Raw genomic sequence first — 18,561 nt, forward strand, 5'->3', positions numbered from 1 at the left:
GGTATGAAACCCCGCGTTACCCACCCTTATTCTCTTGCGGCCATAGTCGCGCTGTTTCTGCTCCTGATACAGGTGCGGCTCTGGGCGCCCTACTTCAACACGCACAATGTGCAGGCCGTGCTGACCTGGGATGCCATGGGCTACTACCTCTACCTGCCCGCCCACTTTATTTACCACGACCTGTCGCGGCTGAGCTTTATCCCTGAGATTCTAAGGGAGTATAATCCGACGGGCTCCTTCTTTCAGGCGTTTCCGGCTCCCGACGGGCCGGCGGGCGCCATGATTATGAAGTACCCCATCGGGCTGGCCATCCTGAACACGCCCTTTTTCTGGCTGGGGCACTGGGCCGCCCGGCATTGGAACTACGCCCAGGACGGGTTTTCAGCTCCGTACCAGGTTGCCATTGCCTTTGGCAGCATCGTGTACTCGCTGCTCGGGCTGGGGCTGCTGCGCCGCGTGCTGCTACGCTACGTATCGGATGTAGTAGCGGCCCTCACGCTGACGCTTATCGTGCTGGGCACCAACTACCTGCAGTACTCGGCTATCGACGGGGCCATGGCCCACAACGTAGGCTTTACGCTTTACGCTCTGCTGCTCTGGCTTACGGTGCGCTGGCACGAGCAGCCCCGCCGCTGGCTGGCCGCCGCCATTGGCCTCACGCTGGGCCTGCTGGTGATTGTGCGGCCCTCCGATATGGTGGCGGTGCTGATACCGCTGCTTTGGGGCATCACGTCGGCAGCGGCTGCCCGCGAAAAGCTGCACCTGCTGCTGCACCGCCACCGCGCTCACCTGCTGCTGCTGCTGGGCTGCGGCGTGCTGGCCGTGCTGCCCCAGCTGCTGTACTGGAAGTGGGCCAGCGGGCATTTCATCGTGTACAGCTACGAAGAGCAGGGCTTCAGCTTTCTGAAGCCGCATACCCGGCAGGTGCTGTTCAGCTTCCGCAAAGGCTGGCTGCTGTATACGCCGCTCATGGTGTTGCCGCTCGTCGGGCTGGTGGTGCTGTGGCGCCGCAACCGGGCGGTGGCGGTGCCCGTGCTGGCATACTTTCTGGTAAACCTGTGGGTGGTGTCGGCCTGGGACGTGTGGTGGTATGGCGGCAGCCTGAGCCAGCGGGCCCTGGTGCAGTCCTACGCTACCCTGGCCCTGCCGCTGGCCTTTCTGCTGGCCGCGCTTGGCCAGGCCCGGCCCGTGCTGCGCGGGGCGGTGCTGCTGCTGGCCGCCCTGCTCGTTAACCTGAACCTGGTGATGCACTGGCAGTACATGAACGGCATCATCGACAGCGAGAACATGAACCGCCGCTACTACTGGGCCGTGTTCGGCAACGTGCACCCCACCCAGGACGAGCTGAACCTGTTCGACACCAAAAACCGCCTGCCGGGCACTATCGACCGCTACAATCGCCGGCAGGTGGCCCTGCTCACCCTGGACGACCAGCCCATATCGGCCGAAACCGGCATCACGGGCGACCTTGGCTACCATAGCGCGCACTCTTACCGCAGCGAAAACGGCCGTACCTACAGCCCGACCATTGCGCTGCCGCTACGCGAAGCCGGGCTTGCCCCCGGGCAGTGGGTGCGCGGCAGCGTGCTGGTGCATGCCGATGAAGGTGCCTGGGGCCAGAAGCTGGTGGTGAGCCTGGAGCGCGGTGGCAAAACCATCATGTGGGAAAACACCCGCTTGCAAAACCGGCTCAGCGTGAGCCAGCGCTGGACGCCGGTGTGGCTCGACGTGCCGCTGCCCGCTGATGCCCGCCCCGAGGATGTAGTGAAGGTGTTTGTGCTCAACGAAAATGGCGGGCCCTGCTACCTCGACAACATTCAGCTGGAAGCCCTGGAGCCTAAATCCGGCTGGTAAGCCGCTCTTCGGCTCGGCTTGTATGGGCTTATATGCCCGACGCCCGCTAACGCTCTCAGTGGCTTTAGCGGGCGTCGGCTTAAGGCAGCGCAGCTTCCATCAGGCCCGGAGCAGGCCGTATTTCAGAATGCAGTAGATGGCCCGGAAGCCGTCGCGCCAGCCAATTTTCTTGCCTTCGGCGTAGGTGCGGCCGTAGTAGCTGATGCCTACTTCGTAGATGCGTACGTCCTTCACCCGCGACACCTTGGCCGTCACCTCGGGCTCGAAGCCGAAGCGCTTTTCTTCCAGCTGCAGGCCCTGAATGATGTCGCGGCGGAACAGCTTGTAGCAGGTTTCCATGTCGGTCAGGTTCAGGTCGGTGAACATGTTGGACAGGAAGGTGAGTATCTGGTTGCCGATGCTGTGCCAGAAGAACAGGATGCGGTGGGGGTTGCCGCCCATGAAGCGCGAGCCAAACACCACGTCGGCAAAGCCCTTCAGAATGGGCTTGAACAGCACGTTGTATTCCTCGGGGTCGTACTCCAAGTCGGCGTCCTGAATGATGACGTAGTCGCCGGTGGCTTCGCGGATGCCGGTATGCAGGGCCGCGCCCTTGCCTTGGTTTACAGTGTGTTCGAGCAGGCGCAGCCCCATTTCCGGGTAGCGGGCCGAATACGCCCGAATGACTTCGACCGAATTGTCGGACGAGCAGTCGTTCACCAGGATAATTTCCTTCTGAATATCATTCACCAGCTTGAGCTCGCGCAGCAAATCCAGAATCTGGTGAATGGTACGGGCTTCGTTGTAAACGGGAATGACGATGGAGAGCTTGTCGAACTTTACCAAAATACCTTAGAGTTAAGCAGCCGTAAAAGTAACACCGGCCCGGGGTTTTAGTACTCGGTGCTCGGTGCTCAGTGCTCGGTTCCTGGTTGACGGTTGGCTTGAGTGATATTAATCAGAAACTGAGCACTGAGCACCAGGCACCGAGCACCAAGCACTACAAGCTACCCGTGCGGCCGCCATCTACCGGCAGGCTCACGCCGTTGATGTAGCCGGCGGCGGGCGAGGCCAGGAAAGCCACGGCCGCCGCCACTTCTTCGGCCTGCCCGAAGCGCCGGGCGGGAATCAGCTGCAGCATGCCGGCTTCGATGGCTTCGGCGGCCTGGCCGGTGCTGCTGGCCTTCTTCTCGATAAGGGAGGTGTGGCGCTGGGTGAGGGTAGCCCCGGGCAGCACGTTGTTGACCGTGATGCCCTCGGCGCCGAGCTCGTTGGCCAGGGTTTTGGCCCAGCTGGCCACGGCCCCGCGGATGGTGTTGCTCACGCCCAGGCCCGGCAGCGGCACCTTCACCGAGGTGCTGATGATGTTGATGATGCGCCCGTAGCCTGCCGCCCGCATGCCCGGCACCAGGGCCTGGGCCAGCAGGTGGTTGCAAACCAGGTGCTGGTTGAAAGCCGCCAGGAAGGCGGTGGTGGGCGCTTCCAGGATGGGCCCACCAGCGGGCCCGCCGGTGTTGTTCACCAGAATCTGGAACCCGCCGGGGTGCTGGGCCAGGTAGCCGGCAACGGTGAGGGCCAGCTGCTCCGGCTTGTTAAAATCGGCTACGAGGTAGTCGTGCGCCTGCCCGGCCGGGGTGGGCAGCGCGGCGGCGGTGTCGCGCAGGCGGGCTTCGTCGCGGGCCAGCAGGGTAACGCTGCAGCCCTGCGCGGCCAGTGCCTGGGCCACGGCCCGGCCAATGCCCTGGGTGCTGCCACCCACCAGGGCGCGGAAGGAAGAAAAGTTCATGTGCGGGGTAGGAGAAAATTAAAAGTTGGGCTTAAGGTAAAGGGTGGGGCCGCAGCAGCCCGTAGCCATCGGCTACCTGCTTGCTGTTGCCAGGGAACTGGCGGGCCAGCGCCAGGCAAAAGTCGGGACGAATAACATAGGCTGCCAGCCCCCGCAGTTCCTGGCAAGCCAACAGCTTTCCCGCAGTCCCTAACCAGTATGATGCTTTAGTTTCGGTACAGCACAAAGCTGAATATGCGGTTGGCGGGCGCACCGGCGGTATCGTAGGTAAACACCGTCACCGAGCCCACGCCGGCGTTAAAGCTCACGAAGCCCGGCCCGCCAAAAAGCGTGGCCACGAAAGGAAAGTTGCTCAGGCTGGTCTGGCTCAGTCCGCTGCTGGCGGTAAAGCTGATAACATATACGCCCACGCCGGTGCGGCTGAAGGTGAAGTTGCTCGACGAGGAAAACACGGTGGAGGAGCCGCCACCGGCCTGCCCGTAAGCTGCGGCCAGCATGTTGTTAAGGCCAGTGGTGGGGGTGTGCACCTCAGTGGCGCGCAGCGAGCCGGCCACGTCGAGCAGCTCGCTCGCGGCCGGGGTGCTGGTGCCGAGGCCCACGTGGCTGCCGGCCACCGTGGGCGTGAGGCTGGTCCCGCTTTGCTTCCATTGCGGGCTCTCGAAGGCGACGCTGCCGTTGGCCTGCTGGGTGAGCACCTGCCCGGCCGTGCCGGCCTCGGCCGGGAGGATGTAGCTGCCGGCGGCCTGGGTGAAGTACACCACGGGCCGGATGGTGGAGCGGGAGCCGACAGCGAAGGCGCAGCCGTTGCTGGCTCCCGTGGTGGATATTTCGGTGGTGAGCGAGGTAGTGGTGGTAGCCACCAGGTCGTTGAAGGTGTTAAAGCTCCCGCTGTTGTCGAAGCAGGTCGACACCGCAATATTGGAGCTGCCGTCCCATACAAAAGTACCGGCGTTAAACGGCAGCGTATTCACTCCCGGCGTGGTGGAGTAGACTCCGCTGTACACGGTAGCCAGGCCGGTAGGAAAGGCCGAGCCAAAGGACGTACTCGTGGTGGGGCCAATCTGTACCGTAAAGTTGTTGTATGGCCGGGCGCTGTTCTTGGTTTCCACCTTAAACCCTACCGCCGTAATCGGGCCCGCCCGCAGGCCCGCCGCCAGCAGCTCGGCCCGGGAGAAGATAGTGGCTTGGCGGGCTCCCACCATTGCCCCGCTGAAAGGGAGGGGGCTGGTACCGGTGGCGGTGCCCACCACAAACGGTCCGGCCGTGCCCACCGCATCGGTGCCCACCTGCAGGCCGGCGCTGGGGTCGTAGCTCACGCCGGTGGTGCTCAGATACACCCAGCCCGTGGGGCTGCCGGCGTAGTACCAGAACCCCGTTTGCGGGCCGCCGCTGGCCGAGCCATCGGTCTGGTACACCAGCAGGCCCTGGGGCGGCGCGGCAATGGCTAGCCGGCGCCACTCGCTGAGGCGGGGAATAAGCAGGCCCGTATTGGCATTGGGGCTGTGGATGTCGAGGGCTGCCTTGGCGTTGGGCGTCAGCGTGCCCACGCCCACACTCTGGGCGCGGGCGGGGAGAGCAAGCCCGGTCAGCAGCAGGGCAAGCAGGAAACAGCAGGAGCATTTCATAGCGCAGTAAAAAAGGAGGTGTAAGACATGGCAAAGCACTCTGCTTTCGCGGCAACGGGCATTCGTCCTTGTTGCAAATGCTTTCGCTGGTCTTCCACCCCCGGGCCGGGCCGCCCTGAGAAGCCCAAATGCTCCTTCTTTCTGCGGCGTAGAGCCGGCTCCCAGAAAGTCTTAGATTTGCTGAACCTCTCACCCATGCCCACCCGCCCTATGATTACCCGCCCCTTCAACTTTCAAAAGTGGATTGACGAGCACCGCCATTTGCTGAAGCCCCCGGTGGGCAACCAGCAGGTGTTTAAAGACAACAAAGACTTTATCGTGATGGTGGTGGGCGGCCCCAATGCCCGCAAAGACTACCACGTGGATGCCGGCGAGGAGCTGTTCTGGCAGATTGAGGGCACCATGACCGTCAAAATCATCGAGGACGGCCAGCCGGTCGACATCACCATCGGGCCCGGCGAGATGTTTCTGCTGCCGCCCTACGTGCCCCACTCCCCGCGCCGCCCGGCCGGCACCGTGGGCCTGGTGCTGGAGCGCTACCGCGAGTCCGACGAGCCCGACGGCTTCCAGTGGTACTGCGAAAACTGCGGCCACAAGCTCTACGAGGAGTTTGCCGTCATCACCGACATCGTGGCCCAGCTGCCGCCCATCATGAACGCCTTCTGGCAGGACGACGCCAAGCGCACCTGCCAGAACTGCGGCACGTACATGGAGGCCCCAGGAAAGTAGTTGTCAGTTGCTCGTTGTCAGTTGTCAGCCTTGTTCTGACATCAGCTTTATCAGCAATAACTGACAACGGACAACTATCAACTGACAACTAGCCTATGCTTAGCATCGACATCCACACCCACATCCTGCCCGAGCGCTGGCCCGACCTGCGCGAGCGGTACGGCTACGGCGGCTTTATCCGCCTCGAGCACCACAAGCCCTGCTGCGCCCGCATGATGCAGGACGACAAGTTTTTTCGGGAGATACAGGACAACTGCTGGGACCCGCAGGTCCGGATAAAGGAGTACGACCAGTTTGGCGTGCAGGTGCAGGTGCTCAGCACCGTGCCCGTGATGTTCAGCTACTGGGCCCGCCCGCTCGACTGCCTCGACCTGAGCCAGCTGCTCAACGACCACATCGCCGGCGTGGTGCAGCGCTACCCCACGCGCTTCGTAGGCCTGGGCACGCTGCCCATGCAGGCGCCCGACCTGGCCGTGCGGGAGCTGGAGCGCTGCATGAAAATTGGCCTGGCCGGCGTGCAGATTGGCTCCCACATCAACGAGTGGAACCTCGACGCGCCCGAGCTTTTTGAGGTGTTTGCGGCCGCCGAAGAGCTGGGTGCCTGCGTATTTGTGCACCCCTGGGACATGATGGCCCAGCAGAAAATGCCCAAGTACTGGCTGCCCTGGCTGGTGGGCATGCCCGCCGAAAGCACCCTGGCTTTGTGCTCCCTCATCTTCGGGGGCGTGCTGGAGCGCCTGCCGCGCCTGCGCGTGGCCGTGGCGCACGGCGGCGGCTCCTTCGCCAGCACCATCGGCCGCATCGAGCACGGCTGGCACGTGCGCCCCGACCTCTGCGCCGTCGACAACCCCCACAACCCGCGCAACTACCTCGGCAAGTTCTGGGTCGACTCCCTGGTGCACGACCCGCTCATGCTCGACTATTTAGTGAAAACCCTGGGCGCCGATAAAATCACCCTCGGCACCGACTACCCCTTCCCCCTGGGCGAGCTGGAGCCCGGACAGCTCATCAAGTCCATGCCGTTTTCGGATAAAATCAAGGAGCAGATGCTGGGGCAAAATGCCCTGGACTGGCTGGGCCTGGGCCGCGAGCAGTTTGTACAGGGTGGGAAGATGCGGGTGGCACAGTAGCCCCACCCCTAACCCCTCCCCTATGGGGGAGGGGAACCTGACGATTATGAAGTTAGTAGGGTGCACAAACAGAGTTTTTACCACTGCTAACGCCATTTTTTCCAGAATGAACGAGAGCCCGCCGGCAAAGGCTCCCCTCCCCCGCAGGGGAGGGGCCGGGGGTGGGGCTCCGTGCCGATATTTGCCCCGATGACTTACTCTTCCTCCCCCGCTTTTGCCGCCGAGATGGACGCGGCCGACGCCCTGGCTTCCTTCCGCGCTGAGTTTCACATTCCGCCCGGGCCCGACGGGCAGCCCTGCGCCTACTTCTGTGGCAACTCCCTGGGCCTGCTGCCCAAAGCGGCCCGCGCCGCCGTGGAGCAGGAGTTTGCCGACTGGGAGCGGCTGGGCGTGGAGGGCCACTTCCACGGTACCTCGCCCTGGATGCACTACCACGAAACCCTGACCGGTGCCACGGCGCGGCTCGTAGGCGCCAAGCCCATTGAGGTGGTGGTGATGAACAACCTCACCGTGAACCTGCACCTGCTGCTCATCACGTTCTACCGCCCCACGGCCACACGCTACAAGATTCTGATGGAAGGCGGGGCTTTCCCCTCCGACCAGTACGCCCTGGAAAGCCAGGCCCGCCTGCACGGCCTCCACCCCGACGACGCCATTGTGGAGCTTGTGCCGCGCCCCGGCGAGCACACCCTGCGCACCGAAGACATCGAAGCGAAAATTGCCGAGCTGGGCGACTCCCTGGCCACCATCCTTCTGGGTGGGGTGAACTACTACACCGGGCAGGCCTTCGACATGGCCGCCATCACCCGGGCGGGGCACGCTGTGGGCGCCCTGGTGGGCTTCGACCTGGCCCACGCCGCCGGCAACCTGCACCTGGAGCTGCACGGCTGGGACGTGGACTTCGCCTGCTGGTGCTCTTACAAGTACCTCAACTCCGGCCCCGGCGGCACTTCGGGCGTGTACATTCACGAGCGGTTTGCCCAGCGCCCCGACCTGCTGCGCCTGGCCGGCTGGTGGGGGCACGACCTGTCCGACCGGTTTCAGATGAAGAAAGGCTTCCGGCCCATGGCCGGCGCCGCGGGCTGGCAGCTCTCCAACGCCCAGATTTTTCCCATGGCCATTCACCGCGTCAGCATAGCCATGGTGGACCGCGCCGGGGGCATGACGGCCCTGCGCCGCAAAAGCGAGCAGCTCACCGGCTACCTCGAGTACCTGATTGAGCAGCTGGGCCTGCCCCGCACCAGGCTGGAGATTATCACCCCCGCCGACCCCGCCCAGCGGGGCTGCCAGCTCTCGCTGCTGGTGCACGAGCGCGGCCGCGAGCTGTTCGACTTCCTCGCGGCCCGGGGCATTATTGCCGACTGGCGCGAGCCCAATGTCATTCGCCTGGCACCCGTGCCGCTCTACAATACGTTTGAGGACGTGCGACGCGCCGGCGAGGCGCTGCGCACCTTTACAATGAGCAATGAACAGTGAGCAGTTACCAATTCCCGGTTACGCTTTTTTAAATTGCTCATTGTTCATTGATAACTGTTAACTGAATACCATGGAAGACTACGCCGCCAAAATGCAGCTCAAGACCGACGCGGCGTTGCGCGAGTACGTGACGGGCTACCAGCAGTACCGCGAAGACGCCGTGCTGGCCGCCTTGGCCGAGCTGCGCCGCCGGGGCCAGCCCGACCCGCAAGAACCCGAGCTGCGGCCGCTGCTGGAAGCCGGCGCGGCCCGGCAGCGCCTGGCCGAAGCAGCCGAGATTGAGCGCCTGCGCGTGGAAGCAGAAGCCAAAGCCAGCCAGAGCGACGAGGCCGATACCCCCGAGAGCGCCGAGGCCGAAGATGCCGACTCCCCCAGCCTGTACTCGCCCAGCTCCATTCTGATTTTTTCCATGCTGCCCATCTCCACCATGGTGGCCGGTGGCGTGCTCATGTGCCTGAACCTGTACCGGGTGGGCAGGAAGCGGGCGGTTGTCGGTCTGGCGCTGTTTATCCTGGTCTACTTTTTTGCGGGCTCGGCGCTTATCAACTGGGCCGTGTTTCAGCACGGCCTCAACCCGGTGTGGGCCATTCTGCTGTTTAACCTGCCGGCGGCCCTGGTGTATGTGCTCTGGGTGTGGCCCCGCTACATTGGCACCACCAGCTTCCGCAGCCGCAGCACCCTGGTGCCCATTATCGTGTGCTTTGTGGTGATGTGGGGGCTGAACCGCCTCACGCCCTACCTGCTGCAGCGCCAGCCCAAGGAGGTGCAGCAGCAGCTCCGCCAGATGATGCCGCCCGAGGAGCCCGCCAACTAAGCGGCTCTGCCCGTAACGCGGAATTCCAATCCGCGCCCCGCAAGCTGCAGCTTGAAGCTGGCCCACGCCCTTCAATACAATCTGGCCACCTCTTCCGCTGCCCTGTACACCACCATGCCCCTGGTTTGTCTTCCCCTGCCCCAAGCCAGCCTCTGGCTGGATGCCGACTTCCTGGCACCCGCCGAGAGCGAAGCGCTGCTGGCCGAGCTAACGGCCACCGTAGCCTGGGAGCAGCGTAGCATCCGGCTATACGGCAAAGAGCTGCCCCAGCCCCGCCTCACGGCCTGGCACGGCGAGCCCGAAGCCCGCTACACGTACTCCGGCCTGCACTGGGAGCCCCGCCCCTGGACGCCCGCCCTGCAGCAGCTGCTCCGGCGCGTGCAAGCCGCCAGCGGCACCCAATTCAACAGCGTACTCCTCAACCTGTACCGCGACGGCCGCGACAGCATGGGCTGGCACGCCGACGACGAGCCCGAGCTCGGTGCTGCCCCCACCATTGCCTCCCTCAGCCTGGGCGCCACCCGCCGCTTTCGCCTGCGCCCCCGCCCGGGCGTAGCAGCCGAGCCCCTGGGCCTCGACCTGCCCAGCGGCAGCCTGCTGCTGATGCGGCCGCCCACCCAGCAGTTCTGGCAGCACGCCCTGCCCAAGACAGCCCGCCCGGTGGGGCCCCGCCTCAACCTCACGTTTCGCTGGGTAGGATAAAGCTGACAGCACGAAAAAGCCCCGGCCAGTAGCTGGCCGGGGCTTTTTATTAGCGGGAATTCCGCAGCGCTTACTTGATGTCGAACAGCAGGCCCACGTACACCAGGCGGCCGATGCTGGGGGCGCCGTACACCTGGAAGTTGGTAGCGTCGAGCAGGTTGGTACCGCCGGCCTGCAGGGTGGTGTGCAGCTTGGAGAAGGTGTAGCCCACCTGGGCATCCACAATCTGGGTCGAGGGTACGTCGCCGGTGGCGAAGGTCGACTCGTACAGGTAACCATCCACCCAGCGGTAGTTGGCGTTGTAGCTCAGCTTGTTCTTCAGCACTTGGCCATCTACACCGATGTTGAACTTGTGCTTGGGCGTGTTGAAGTACGACTGCGTGCCTTTCTTGTCGAACTCCTCTTTGTTCGTAACCAGGTTGTTGTAGCTGTAGTTACCGGTCAAGGTCAGAGCCGGCGAGAAGCGGTAGCCCAGCGTTCCGGCGGCGCCCTGGCTGTTTACAGTCTGCTCAACGTTGGTAGCAATCTGAATCACGCGGGTATTGCCGGCACGGAACTGCGAGGTAGTCAGACCTGTCCGGAAATTCGCTGCCGTGGTTGAGCTGCCGTCTACGTTGCCGATAAAGTTCTGCGTAGCAATGAAGTTGTTGTAGGTATTGTAGTAATAGTCGAGGTCGACGAACAGCTGCTTGGTAACCTGAGCACGGTAGCCTATCTCAATGCTGTTTACTTCTTCCAGTTTTAGCGACGCGCTGCTGTAGCGGTAGTTGTTGAGCGTAGTCGTCAGGTTAGCTTCGTTGGAAGGTGCGAGGAGCGCGGGGTTAGCGGCAACGGCAGCAGCAGCCGACGTAGTGTAACCCTGGAAACCACCGCGCACGTTGCCCAGCAGAATGGCACGGCCCACGTCCAACTTGATGTACTGGTCGTTCTGGGTGGGAGCCCGGAATGCGCGGCCGTAGCTTACGCGGAAGTTGTGCTGCTTGTCGCCACCGGCCGAATACACAATGGATGCGCGGGGCGAGAAAGCCGTGTTGAAGTTCTTGAACCGGTCGATGCGGCCGGCAGCGGCCAGCTTCAGACGGTCATTAAACAAGGCCTTGCTCAGCTGAGTGTAGGCGCCGTACTCGTAGTTCGGAATCCGGTCGCCATCCTTGGTGTCCTCAAACAGGGAGCCATCAGAGCCCAGCAGGTACTGGCGGTAGGCACCACCCACAATTACGTCCACCACATTGGTGTTGAAGTTGTACTGAGCACTACCGTCGTTCAGGATAGAGCGCAGAATTACGCGCGCACCTTGACCCGGCGTGGGGTTATGAACGAGTTCGTTGCGGGCGGCCTCGAACTCAGGAGAACCGGGGCGGAGCACCGGAGCGTTGGCATTAGCAAAGTTGCGGGCAGCCAGAGCGGCAGCCTCGGCATTTCCGCCATTGGCCTGAAAGGCTTGGTTATACACTTGGGCATACGTGCCGAAGTAACGCTCAGCATAGGTTCCGGGGCGAGTACCACCCATGCCATTAGGTACCATAAAGCCCGGGGCTATTTTGGTTTGCAGGAAGGCGCCCAGGAAGCCCAAGTTATAGGAGCCATCGGTTTGCGGGTCGCGTCCACCGGAGAAGTCACGGGTGGTGTAACCACGCACAAACCAGTTGCGGCCTTCCACTTGCAGGCGGGCCTGGTGGGCACCGCTGTTGATGAAGCGGTAGCGGCTTGCGCTCTGGTAGGTGGTGTTGGCTTCGGCGTACTTATAGTCGGCAGTAGCCTTGATGCGGTTGGTGAGCAGTACCGACAGGCTCGGAGCGATTTTGTAGGAGTGAGTGCGGTCGTCGCCGGCAATCAGCTCTTTTTCCGTATAGCCGGGCAGGAACACCGTTTTACCATTCAGAGCACCACCTGATGCTCCGAAAGTGTTGCCAATGTCACCATAGCGGCTCACTGCATCATAGCCAAGGTTAGAGCCAACAGGGTTATTTACAGGTTCAATTGCCTTATCAGTGGCATTTTCATTGTTAGCCAGGAAGTCGTCGGCCCACATAGCGCCACCAGCAATTTTGAAGGCGACACGCTCGCCGAACTTCTGGGCATAGCGGAGCTGCAGGTCGCGCATGTTGCGGTTGCCGCCGCGTACCCGCACCGTCAGGCCGGGGTCTTTGAAGGGGTCCTTGGAGTTGGTGAGCAGCACGCCGTTGAAGGCGTTGGCGCCGTAGAGGGCCGAAGCCGGGCCGTGTACGATTTCGACGCTGGCCACGTCCAGAATCGGGGCGCCCAGCAGGTTACCGAAGTTGCTGGTCAGGCTGGGAATGGACGTATCCATGTAATCAGCCAGCTGAATCACGCGCTCGGAGCGCGAGGAGTTGAAGCCGCGGGTACTGAAGCTGGTCGACAGCATGCTCGAGCTGCTGATGTCGATGGACTTAAACCGGGCCAGGCCGGCCACCAGGTCGGGCGTGGTGATGTTCTCTACCTGCCGGCGGTCAAGCTTTTCGATGGTTACCGGCACCTGGCCGATGTTTTCCTCGATACGCGAGGCCGCTACTACCACCTGGTCCAGCATAGCACTGGGCTTTAACACTATCGAAATAGCGTTATCCGGCTGGCTCAGGCTTAGCTCCTGGGTTTCGTAGCCAACGAAAGACACCACCAGTACAACCGGTGGATTGGCGAAGTTGGCCTTGCGGATTTCAAACTGCCCTTCTTCGTTGGTACTACCGCCAACGTAGGTGCCCTTAATGAAAACCGTAGCGCCGGGCAAAGGCATGCCCGACTCCGCTTGAACGGTTCCGCTTAGAACCTGTTCGTTTTGTGCCCAGGCTCCGAAAGAAGACAAAAGGCACATCAATAGAAAAATGTACAGCTTATGCATAAGCAGAAATAATGAGGTGTGATACAAACATAAGATTAATTTTTGGAAAGCCCATCTAAAAAGCATTCAGGCGGGGTTTCAAAAGTTTTTTTAGAATTATTCCAAGCAAGCATCTCACTAGTATCGAATATCAGGATGCCCCGTAAGCAATACATCGCCTTCACCGCCGACTATGTAATGTCCAATATGGAGCGTAGCCGAGTGCGTATTGGCGGTGCTTAACCGGAAAGGGAGAGCAAGGGAGCTGGCGCCTGGCGCGGCGCCTCAGGAGCCGCGGGCGTACCCGAGCATAGTCGACTGCTGCTGCAGGGAGAAACATTGCTACCATCTTGCAAATGTCGGTAGGGGCATAGGGCGCTGGCTTTCGTTTCCGGCCAACGAACGTCTTCACCCGGTGAGCGGTGCGGTTGGCTCGCTGGGTGTAGCCACGGCTGGCCGCCGGGCAGCGCCGTCTGATGGGGCCTCCGTTTTTATCTGGTCACAATCAGACACTAGTAGTATCAACCGGCTACCTTCGCCAGCGCACCGCTCCTTCACCATTTTTATGCAAACCATCCTTACTTACCTGAGCCGCACGCTACGGGCCACCGCCCTGGCCAGCGCGGTGCTAATTGCTCCCGCCACCGCCCAAACGGCCACCTGGCAGTGGGGCCTGCAATCCACCAACCCCACCCCCACCGATGGCAGCCTTTGCGATGGCAATGACGTAGCCACCGATGCTGCCGGGCGGGTCTACGTTGGGGGGGTTGCCGAGGGCTTCCAGTCTACTATGCTGGCCACGCGCAGCTTTGGCAGCGCGGGCTCCATCGGGCCGGGCCGCAACGGCTTTATTGCCCAGGCCACGGCGGCCGGCAGCTGGGCCTGGCTGGCGCCGGCCACAGCGCTCGGAGCCGACGACAGCGGCGAAACCAGCGCCACGGTAACGGCCGTGGCCGTGGCGGCGGCCGGCGACGTGTATGCGGCGGGCTTTGCGCGGGGCAGCAGCCTGCGTATAGGAACCGTGAGCCAGGCCCTGCCCGGCACGGGCCGGAGCATGTGGGTAGCCCGCCTCAACAGCAGCGGCGTGTGCCAGTGGGTGCGGGTGGTAGAAAGCCTGCCCTCTCATCCTAAGCTAGCCTACGACCCCAGCACCGGCGGCGTGGCGCTGGCCAGCACCTATTATGGTGCGGTCAGCTTTGGCACCTTCGCGCTCCCGGCCCCGGGCAGCGGCAGTGCCCTGTGCGTGGCCCGCCTCAGCCCGGCCGGGCAGTGGCAGCATGCCTCGGGGGTTACCGGCACCGCCAACCTCATTAGCCAGGTGAGCGTGGCCGTGGGGCCAGCCGGCCAGGTGGCCGTGGCCGGTGCCCAGCGCACCGGCACCCTCACGTTCGGGGCTCAGTCCCTGACCGCGCCGGCTGGTGCCGATGCCAGCTTCTTCGTGGCCCAGCTAAGCCCTGCCAACCAGTGGCAGTGGGCCGTAGGCAGTAGCACTGCCCCCGGTACGAGCACCAGCAACAGCGCAATAATTGCGTTTGGAGTAGCCTACACCCCCGGTGGAGCCGTGTGGATAAGCGGACGCGGCACAGGCGGCACCACGGTGGGCCCGGCAACCCTGGCGGTAGTCGCCGGCTCGGGCAGCACCAGCTATGCGGGCTTTGTGGGGCAGCTTTCGGCCAGCGGGCAGTGGGGCACGGTGCAGCCGGTGGGGGCCAGCGTGCCCGGCCTCGTCGCCATTGGCCCGCTGCGAACCGATGGAAATGGCAACGCGGTGGTGGTTGGGGGCCTGCGCGGCTACAGCAGCGCCGCCACCGCGGCCCTGGGCAGCACTACGCTCAGCGCCCCGGCCAATGGCCTGCTGCTGTTTACGGCTTCGCTGAATAGCACCGGGCAGTGGCGCTACATAGGTGCTATGCCGACGCCGGCGGTATTGGGCGGTCTCAACCCCGTGGCCCTGGCCCTCGACGGCGCAGGCAACGCCTACGTCACGGGCGGCCTGAGCGGGGCACTCACCGTGGGCAGCTCCATGCTTAACGGCTCGTTCAACCCCAACAGCGGCAACGGTTTCCCCGGCAGCGATGCCATGCTGCTGCGTCAATCCAACGCCACGGTGACTGCTGGCCGCGCCGCCGCAGCCGGCAGCCTGGCGTTGGCCCTTTCGCCCAACCCGGCCCGCGACCTGGTCACGCTGCGTTTCCCCGCCGACGGCCCTGCGCCGGGCGTAGTAACGGTGCTTGACGCGCTGGGCCGCACCGTGCTACGGGTGCCCGTGGCCGCCCATGCCGCGGCGGCCACCCTCTCCGTAGCCGGCCTTGCGGCGGGCCTGTACACGGTGCGGGCCGGCGCGGCCACGGGCCGCCTGGAGGTGGAGTAGGCGGGTTTCCCAAATCAAAAGCTGCCTTAGCCGGGTTAGTAAGGAGGTGTATTCCGCAGCTGGCCGAGCTGCAGGACCTCGCCGAATCGGCGGGGGCGTAGTAGCTTCGTTTTTTGGCGGGGCTACCACCGCATCACCCATTCACCTGCCTATGTCCGACCTCTCCTCTTCTTCTCCTGCCGCCGAACCCCTCACCGTGATGGGGGCCGGGCTGGTAGGCTCCCTGCTTTCGCTGTACCTGGCCCAGCGCGGCCACCCCGTCCGGCTGTTTGAGCGCCGGCCCGACCCGCGCCGCACGGGCCAGCTCGAAGGCCGCTCCATCAACCTCGCCCTGTCGGACCGCGGCTGGCGCGCCCTCGAAGGCGTGGGGGTGGCCGATGCCATTCGCCAGGTGGGCATACCCATGTATGGCCGCACCATGCACGACGTGCACGGGCAGCTTACCTACCAGCCCTACGGGCAAGCCGGGCAGGCCATCTACTCCGTCAACCGGGGCCACCTCAACCGCACCCTGCTCGACCTGGCCGAGGCCCATTCCCAGGTGCAGGTCAGCTTCGGGCAGCAGTGCCTGCACCTCGACCTGAAAGGCCAGCAGCTGCAGCTGCTCGACACGGCCAGCGGCCGCGAGCACACCGAGTCCTACACCCGCCTGTTTGGCACCGACGGCGCGTTTTCGGCCGTGCGCGGGGCCATGCAGAAAACCGACCGCTACGACTACTCCCAGCACTACCTCGAGTACGGCTACAAGGAGCTCACCATTGAAGCCGGCCCCGGCGGCAGCTGGCTGCTGGAGCAGAACTCGCTGCACATCTGGCCCCGCGGGCAGTTTATGATGATTGCGCTGCCCAACCTCGACGGCTCCTTCAACTGCACGCTGTTCTTTCCTTTCGAAGGGCCCGTCAGCTTTGCGGCGCTGCAAACGCCGGCGCAGGTGCAGGAGTTTTTCAACCGCGAGTTTGCCGATGCTCTGCCGCTGATGCCCCACCTGACGAAGGAGTTTTTTGAGCACCCCACGGGCTCGCTGGTCACCATCCGCTGCTTTCCCTGGAAGTACGACGATGACGTGCTGCTGCTTGGCGACGCCTCCCACGCCATCGTGCCTTTCTACGGCCAGGGCATGAATGCAGGGTTTGAAGACTGCACCGTGCTCAACCAGCTGCTCGACCAGCACGGCGACACCGACTGGCCCACCATCTTCAGCGAGTTTCAGGCGCAGCGCAAGCCCAACGCCGACGCCATGGCCGACCTGGCCGTGTACAACTTCGTGGAGATGCGCGACCGGGTGGCCGACCCGCGCTTTCTGCTGCAGAAAAAAATCGAAGCCAAAATCTCCAGCCTCTACCCCGGCCGCTGGAAGCCGCTGTACGCCCAGGTCACGTTCTCGCACACGCCCTACGCCGAGGCCTGGGCCGCCGGGCAGCGCCAGGATGCCATCATGGCCCGCCTCATGCCGCACATTCAGACGGAAGCCGACTTCGACACGCCCGAAGTGCAGGAGCGGGTGCGGCAGGAGATGGAGCAAGTGGCGGGAGCGTAAGGCGAAGTGGCCGGGCTCCGTTTATTCAGTTAAAAGTGAAGAGTTAAAAGGCAGAACGTCCTTTTAACTCTTCACTTTTAACTCTGATAAGAGGAATCGTTTAGCGGCGGGCCAGCTCTTCGGTGTTCACGAACAGCTGCTGTTCGACCAGCTCCTGGCGCAGCTCCAGGTACTGCTGAAACTGCCAGGCGTTGAGGATGCGGCCGGCGGCCAGCATATGGCGGCGCTGGGCGCGGGCAATGTCGGAGGGTGAGTCGGCCAGGGTAAGGGCCTGCAGCTCGTGCTGGGTGCAGGCCTGGAAAGCCAGTACCTGGGCCGTGGTCAGGCGCAGCTTGTCCTGCAAAGCCAGGGTAGCCTGGCGGGCGTGCTTGGCCTGCACCGAGGGCCCGGAAACCAACAGGTCGGCACTGCTTTCGGAGCGGGCGCCGGGCTCAAATCCAGTAGCCAGGGCCACCCGGTCAGCCACTACCAGAAACAACAGAACGAAGAGCGTACGAACCGAAAACATGAACTGATAATTTTAAGAGAAAGAAACTGTAGCAGAAGTACCCTGTGTTTGCGCTTTTGTTGATTCAAAGCTAGCGGATGCGCCGGCGGAACGGGGAGTTATTTGGGCCGATGTGATTATTCGCCCAGCGAATACTTTCTTTATACCGGCGAACGGAAAACCACCACCCTCCCCTTTTTCGTACCCTCCTTTCATACTTGCCTTATGCTAAGCTGTGCCATTATCGACGATGAGGAAATCAATCGATTAACCCTCGAGCATTACATCAGTCTGACTCCCGGCCTGCAGCTGATGGCGTCGCTGGCCGACAGCATTGCCGGGCTGAAGTATTTTCAGGAGGGCAACCGCGTCGACCTGCTGTTTCTGGACATTGAGATGCCCCACCTCAGCGGGCTGGATTTGCTGCGGGCGCTGCCCGATCCGCCCGAGGTTATCATCACCACCGCCCGCCAAGACTTTGCCGTGGATGCCTTCGAGCTGCAGGTAGCCGACTACCTGGTGAAGCCCTTTGAGTTCAGCCGCTTTACCCAGGCCGTGCAGCGGGTGCTGCAGCGCCGCCGCCCCGCCGCGGCACCCATCGCCGAAGCCGCACCGGCCTCGACCGACCTGTTTGTGAAGGTGAACAGCAAGATGGTGCGCGTAAACTTCGACGAGGTGCTGTACGTGGAAGCCTTGTCTGACTACGTGAACATCGTCACGCCCAAGCAGAAGTACATCGTGTACACCACGCTGAAAGGGTTGGAATCGCGCCTGGCGCAGTTTCCCAACTTTGTGCGCGTACACCGCAGCTACCTGCTCAACACCCAGCACATCGAATCCATCGAAGACAACACTGCCAACCTCCGGGGCGGGCACTACGTGCCCATTGGCAAATCGTACCAGGAAGGCTTCTTCAAGAGCCTGCAGAAGATATAAAGCCCTAGTAAATTAAAGCAGCCTGCCGCGGCAGGCATTCTTAGGGTAAGCGGCGCGGTACCGCGCGTGGCTTCCCATTATAGCAAGCAGTGATTTGTGGTGATGTTCCTGGAACACGCCATAAAGTCACTGCTTTTTTGCTGCGGCCCTTCTCCTGCCCACAAATTCCGCAAGGGTATCAGGGAGAGGCCATGAGCCACCTGTTGAGGGCCCAGCCCCCTGGCTGGCACTCCCTAAAACGCAAATATTTTCAGGGAACAAGCAACCACGGCGTCTGCTCACCCCTCAAGGCTTGT

At 63.0% G+C, this 18,561-nt stretch carries 14 protein-coding genes; 9 read left to right on the top strand and 5 right to left on the bottom strand.

The annotated features are described in order from the left end of the window. Nucleotides 1-3 precede the first annotated feature (3 nt). Nucleotides 4-1,854, top strand: a complete 1,851-nt coding sequence (locus tag ABD919_RS04685) for a hypothetical protein (protein ID WP_345234266.1) — start codon at nucleotides 4-6, stop codon at nucleotides 1,852-1,854. 99 nt (nucleotides 1,855-1,953) lie between these two features. Here the strand turns inward: ABD919_RS04685 and ABD919_RS04690 are convergent, their stop codons facing one another. From ABD919_RS04690 to ABD919_RS04700, 3 genes are all read right to left on the bottom strand, one after another. Next, nucleotides 1,954-2,679 carry a glycosyltransferase family 2 protein gene (locus ABD919_RS04690; protein WP_345234268.1) on the bottom strand — a complete coding sequence of 242 codons (726 nt, stop codon included), beginning with the start codon at nucleotides 2,677-2,679 and terminating at the stop codon, nucleotides 1,954-1,956. A 154-nt stretch (nucleotides 2,680-2,833) separates the two neighbouring features. Next, complete coding sequence (locus ABD919_RS04695; protein ID WP_345234270.1) at nucleotides 2,834-3,619, bottom strand: SDR family oxidoreductase; 786 nt, start codon at nucleotides 3,617-3,619, stop codon at nucleotides 2,834-2,836. A 206-nt stretch (nucleotides 3,620-3,825) separates the two neighbouring features. After that, complete coding sequence (locus ABD919_RS04700; protein ID WP_345234271.1) at nucleotides 3,826-5,244, bottom strand: hypothetical protein; 1,419 nt, start codon at nucleotides 5,242-5,244, stop codon at nucleotides 3,826-3,828. Nucleotides 5,245-5,439: 195 nt separating this feature from the next. Between ABD919_RS04700 and ABD919_RS04705 the strand changes: the two genes are divergently transcribed. From ABD919_RS04705 to ABD919_RS04725, 5 genes are all read left to right on the top strand, one after another. Further along, nucleotides 5,440-5,973, top strand: coding sequence for a 3-hydroxyanthranilate 3,4-dioxygenase (locus ABD919_RS04705; RefSeq protein ID WP_345234273.1), 534 nt, complete (start codon nucleotides 5,440-5,442; stop codon nucleotides 5,971-5,973). A 95-nt stretch (nucleotides 5,974-6,068) separates the two neighbouring features. Then, nucleotides 6,069-7,103, top strand: a complete 1,035-nt coding sequence (locus ABD919_RS04710; protein WP_345234275.1) for an amidohydrolase family protein — start codon at nucleotides 6,069-6,071, stop codon at nucleotides 7,101-7,103. Between the two features lie 189 nt (nucleotides 7,104-7,292). Then, nucleotides 7,293-8,579 carry a kynureninase gene (gene kynU / locus ABD919_RS04715; RefSeq protein WP_345234277.1) on the top strand — a complete coding sequence of 429 codons (1,287 nt, stop codon included), beginning with the start codon at nucleotides 7,293-7,295 and terminating at the stop codon, nucleotides 8,577-8,579. 70 nt (nucleotides 8,580-8,649) lie between these two features. Then, nucleotides 8,650-9,393, top strand: a complete 744-nt coding sequence (locus ABD919_RS04720) for a hypothetical protein (protein ID WP_345234279.1) — start codon at nucleotides 8,650-8,652, stop codon at nucleotides 9,391-9,393. A 51-nt stretch (nucleotides 9,394-9,444) separates the two neighbouring features. Beyond that, entirely contained in the window at nucleotides 9,445-10,095 is a 651-nt protein-coding gene (locus ABD919_RS04725) for an alpha-ketoglutarate-dependent dioxygenase AlkB family protein (protein ID WP_345234281.1), read from the top strand. Nucleotides 10,096-10,165: 70 nt separating this feature from the next. Here the strand turns inward: ABD919_RS04725 and ABD919_RS04730 are convergent, their stop codons facing one another. Continuing rightward, complete coding sequence (locus tag ABD919_RS04730) at nucleotides 10,166-13,021, bottom strand: TonB-dependent receptor (RefSeq protein WP_345234283.1); 2,856 nt, start codon at nucleotides 13,019-13,021, stop codon at nucleotides 10,166-10,168. Between the two features lie 478 nt (nucleotides 13,022-13,499). On the opposite strand from ABD919_RS04730, the gene ABD919_RS04735 reads away from it, so the two are divergent. Continuing rightward, the gene (locus ABD919_RS04735; RefSeq protein ID WP_345234285.1) at nucleotides 13,500-15,305 is read left to right on the top strand and encodes a hypothetical protein; all 1,806 of its coding nucleotides are present in this window, start codon (nucleotides 13,500-13,502) and stop codon (nucleotides 15,303-15,305) included. A gap of 151 nt (nucleotides 15,306-15,456) precedes the next feature. Beyond that, nucleotides 15,457-16,842, top strand: coding sequence for an FAD-dependent oxidoreductase (locus ABD919_RS04740; RefSeq protein ID WP_345234287.1), 1,386 nt, complete (start codon nucleotides 15,457-15,459; stop codon nucleotides 16,840-16,842). Nucleotides 16,843-16,942: 100 nt separating this feature from the next. Here the strand turns inward: ABD919_RS04740 and ABD919_RS04745 are convergent, their stop codons facing one another. Next, nucleotides 16,943-17,350, bottom strand: a complete 408-nt coding sequence (locus ABD919_RS04745) for a hypothetical protein (RefSeq protein WP_345234289.1) — start codon at nucleotides 17,348-17,350, stop codon at nucleotides 16,943-16,945. A 204-nt stretch (nucleotides 17,351-17,554) separates the two neighbouring features. On the opposite strand from ABD919_RS04745, the gene ABD919_RS04750 reads away from it, so the two are divergent. Beyond that, the gene (locus tag ABD919_RS04750; protein WP_345234290.1) at nucleotides 17,555-18,265 is read left to right on the top strand and encodes a LytR/AlgR family response regulator transcription factor; all 711 of its coding nucleotides are present in this window, start codon (nucleotides 17,555-17,557) and stop codon (nucleotides 18,263-18,265) included. Nucleotides 18,266-18,561: the final 296 nt, after the last annotated feature.

The organism is Hymenobacter saemangeumensis, assembly GCF_039541835.1.
Classification (GTDB): domain Bacteria; phylum Bacteroidota; class Bacteroidia; order Cytophagales; family Hymenobacteraceae; genus Hymenobacter; species Hymenobacter saemangeumensis.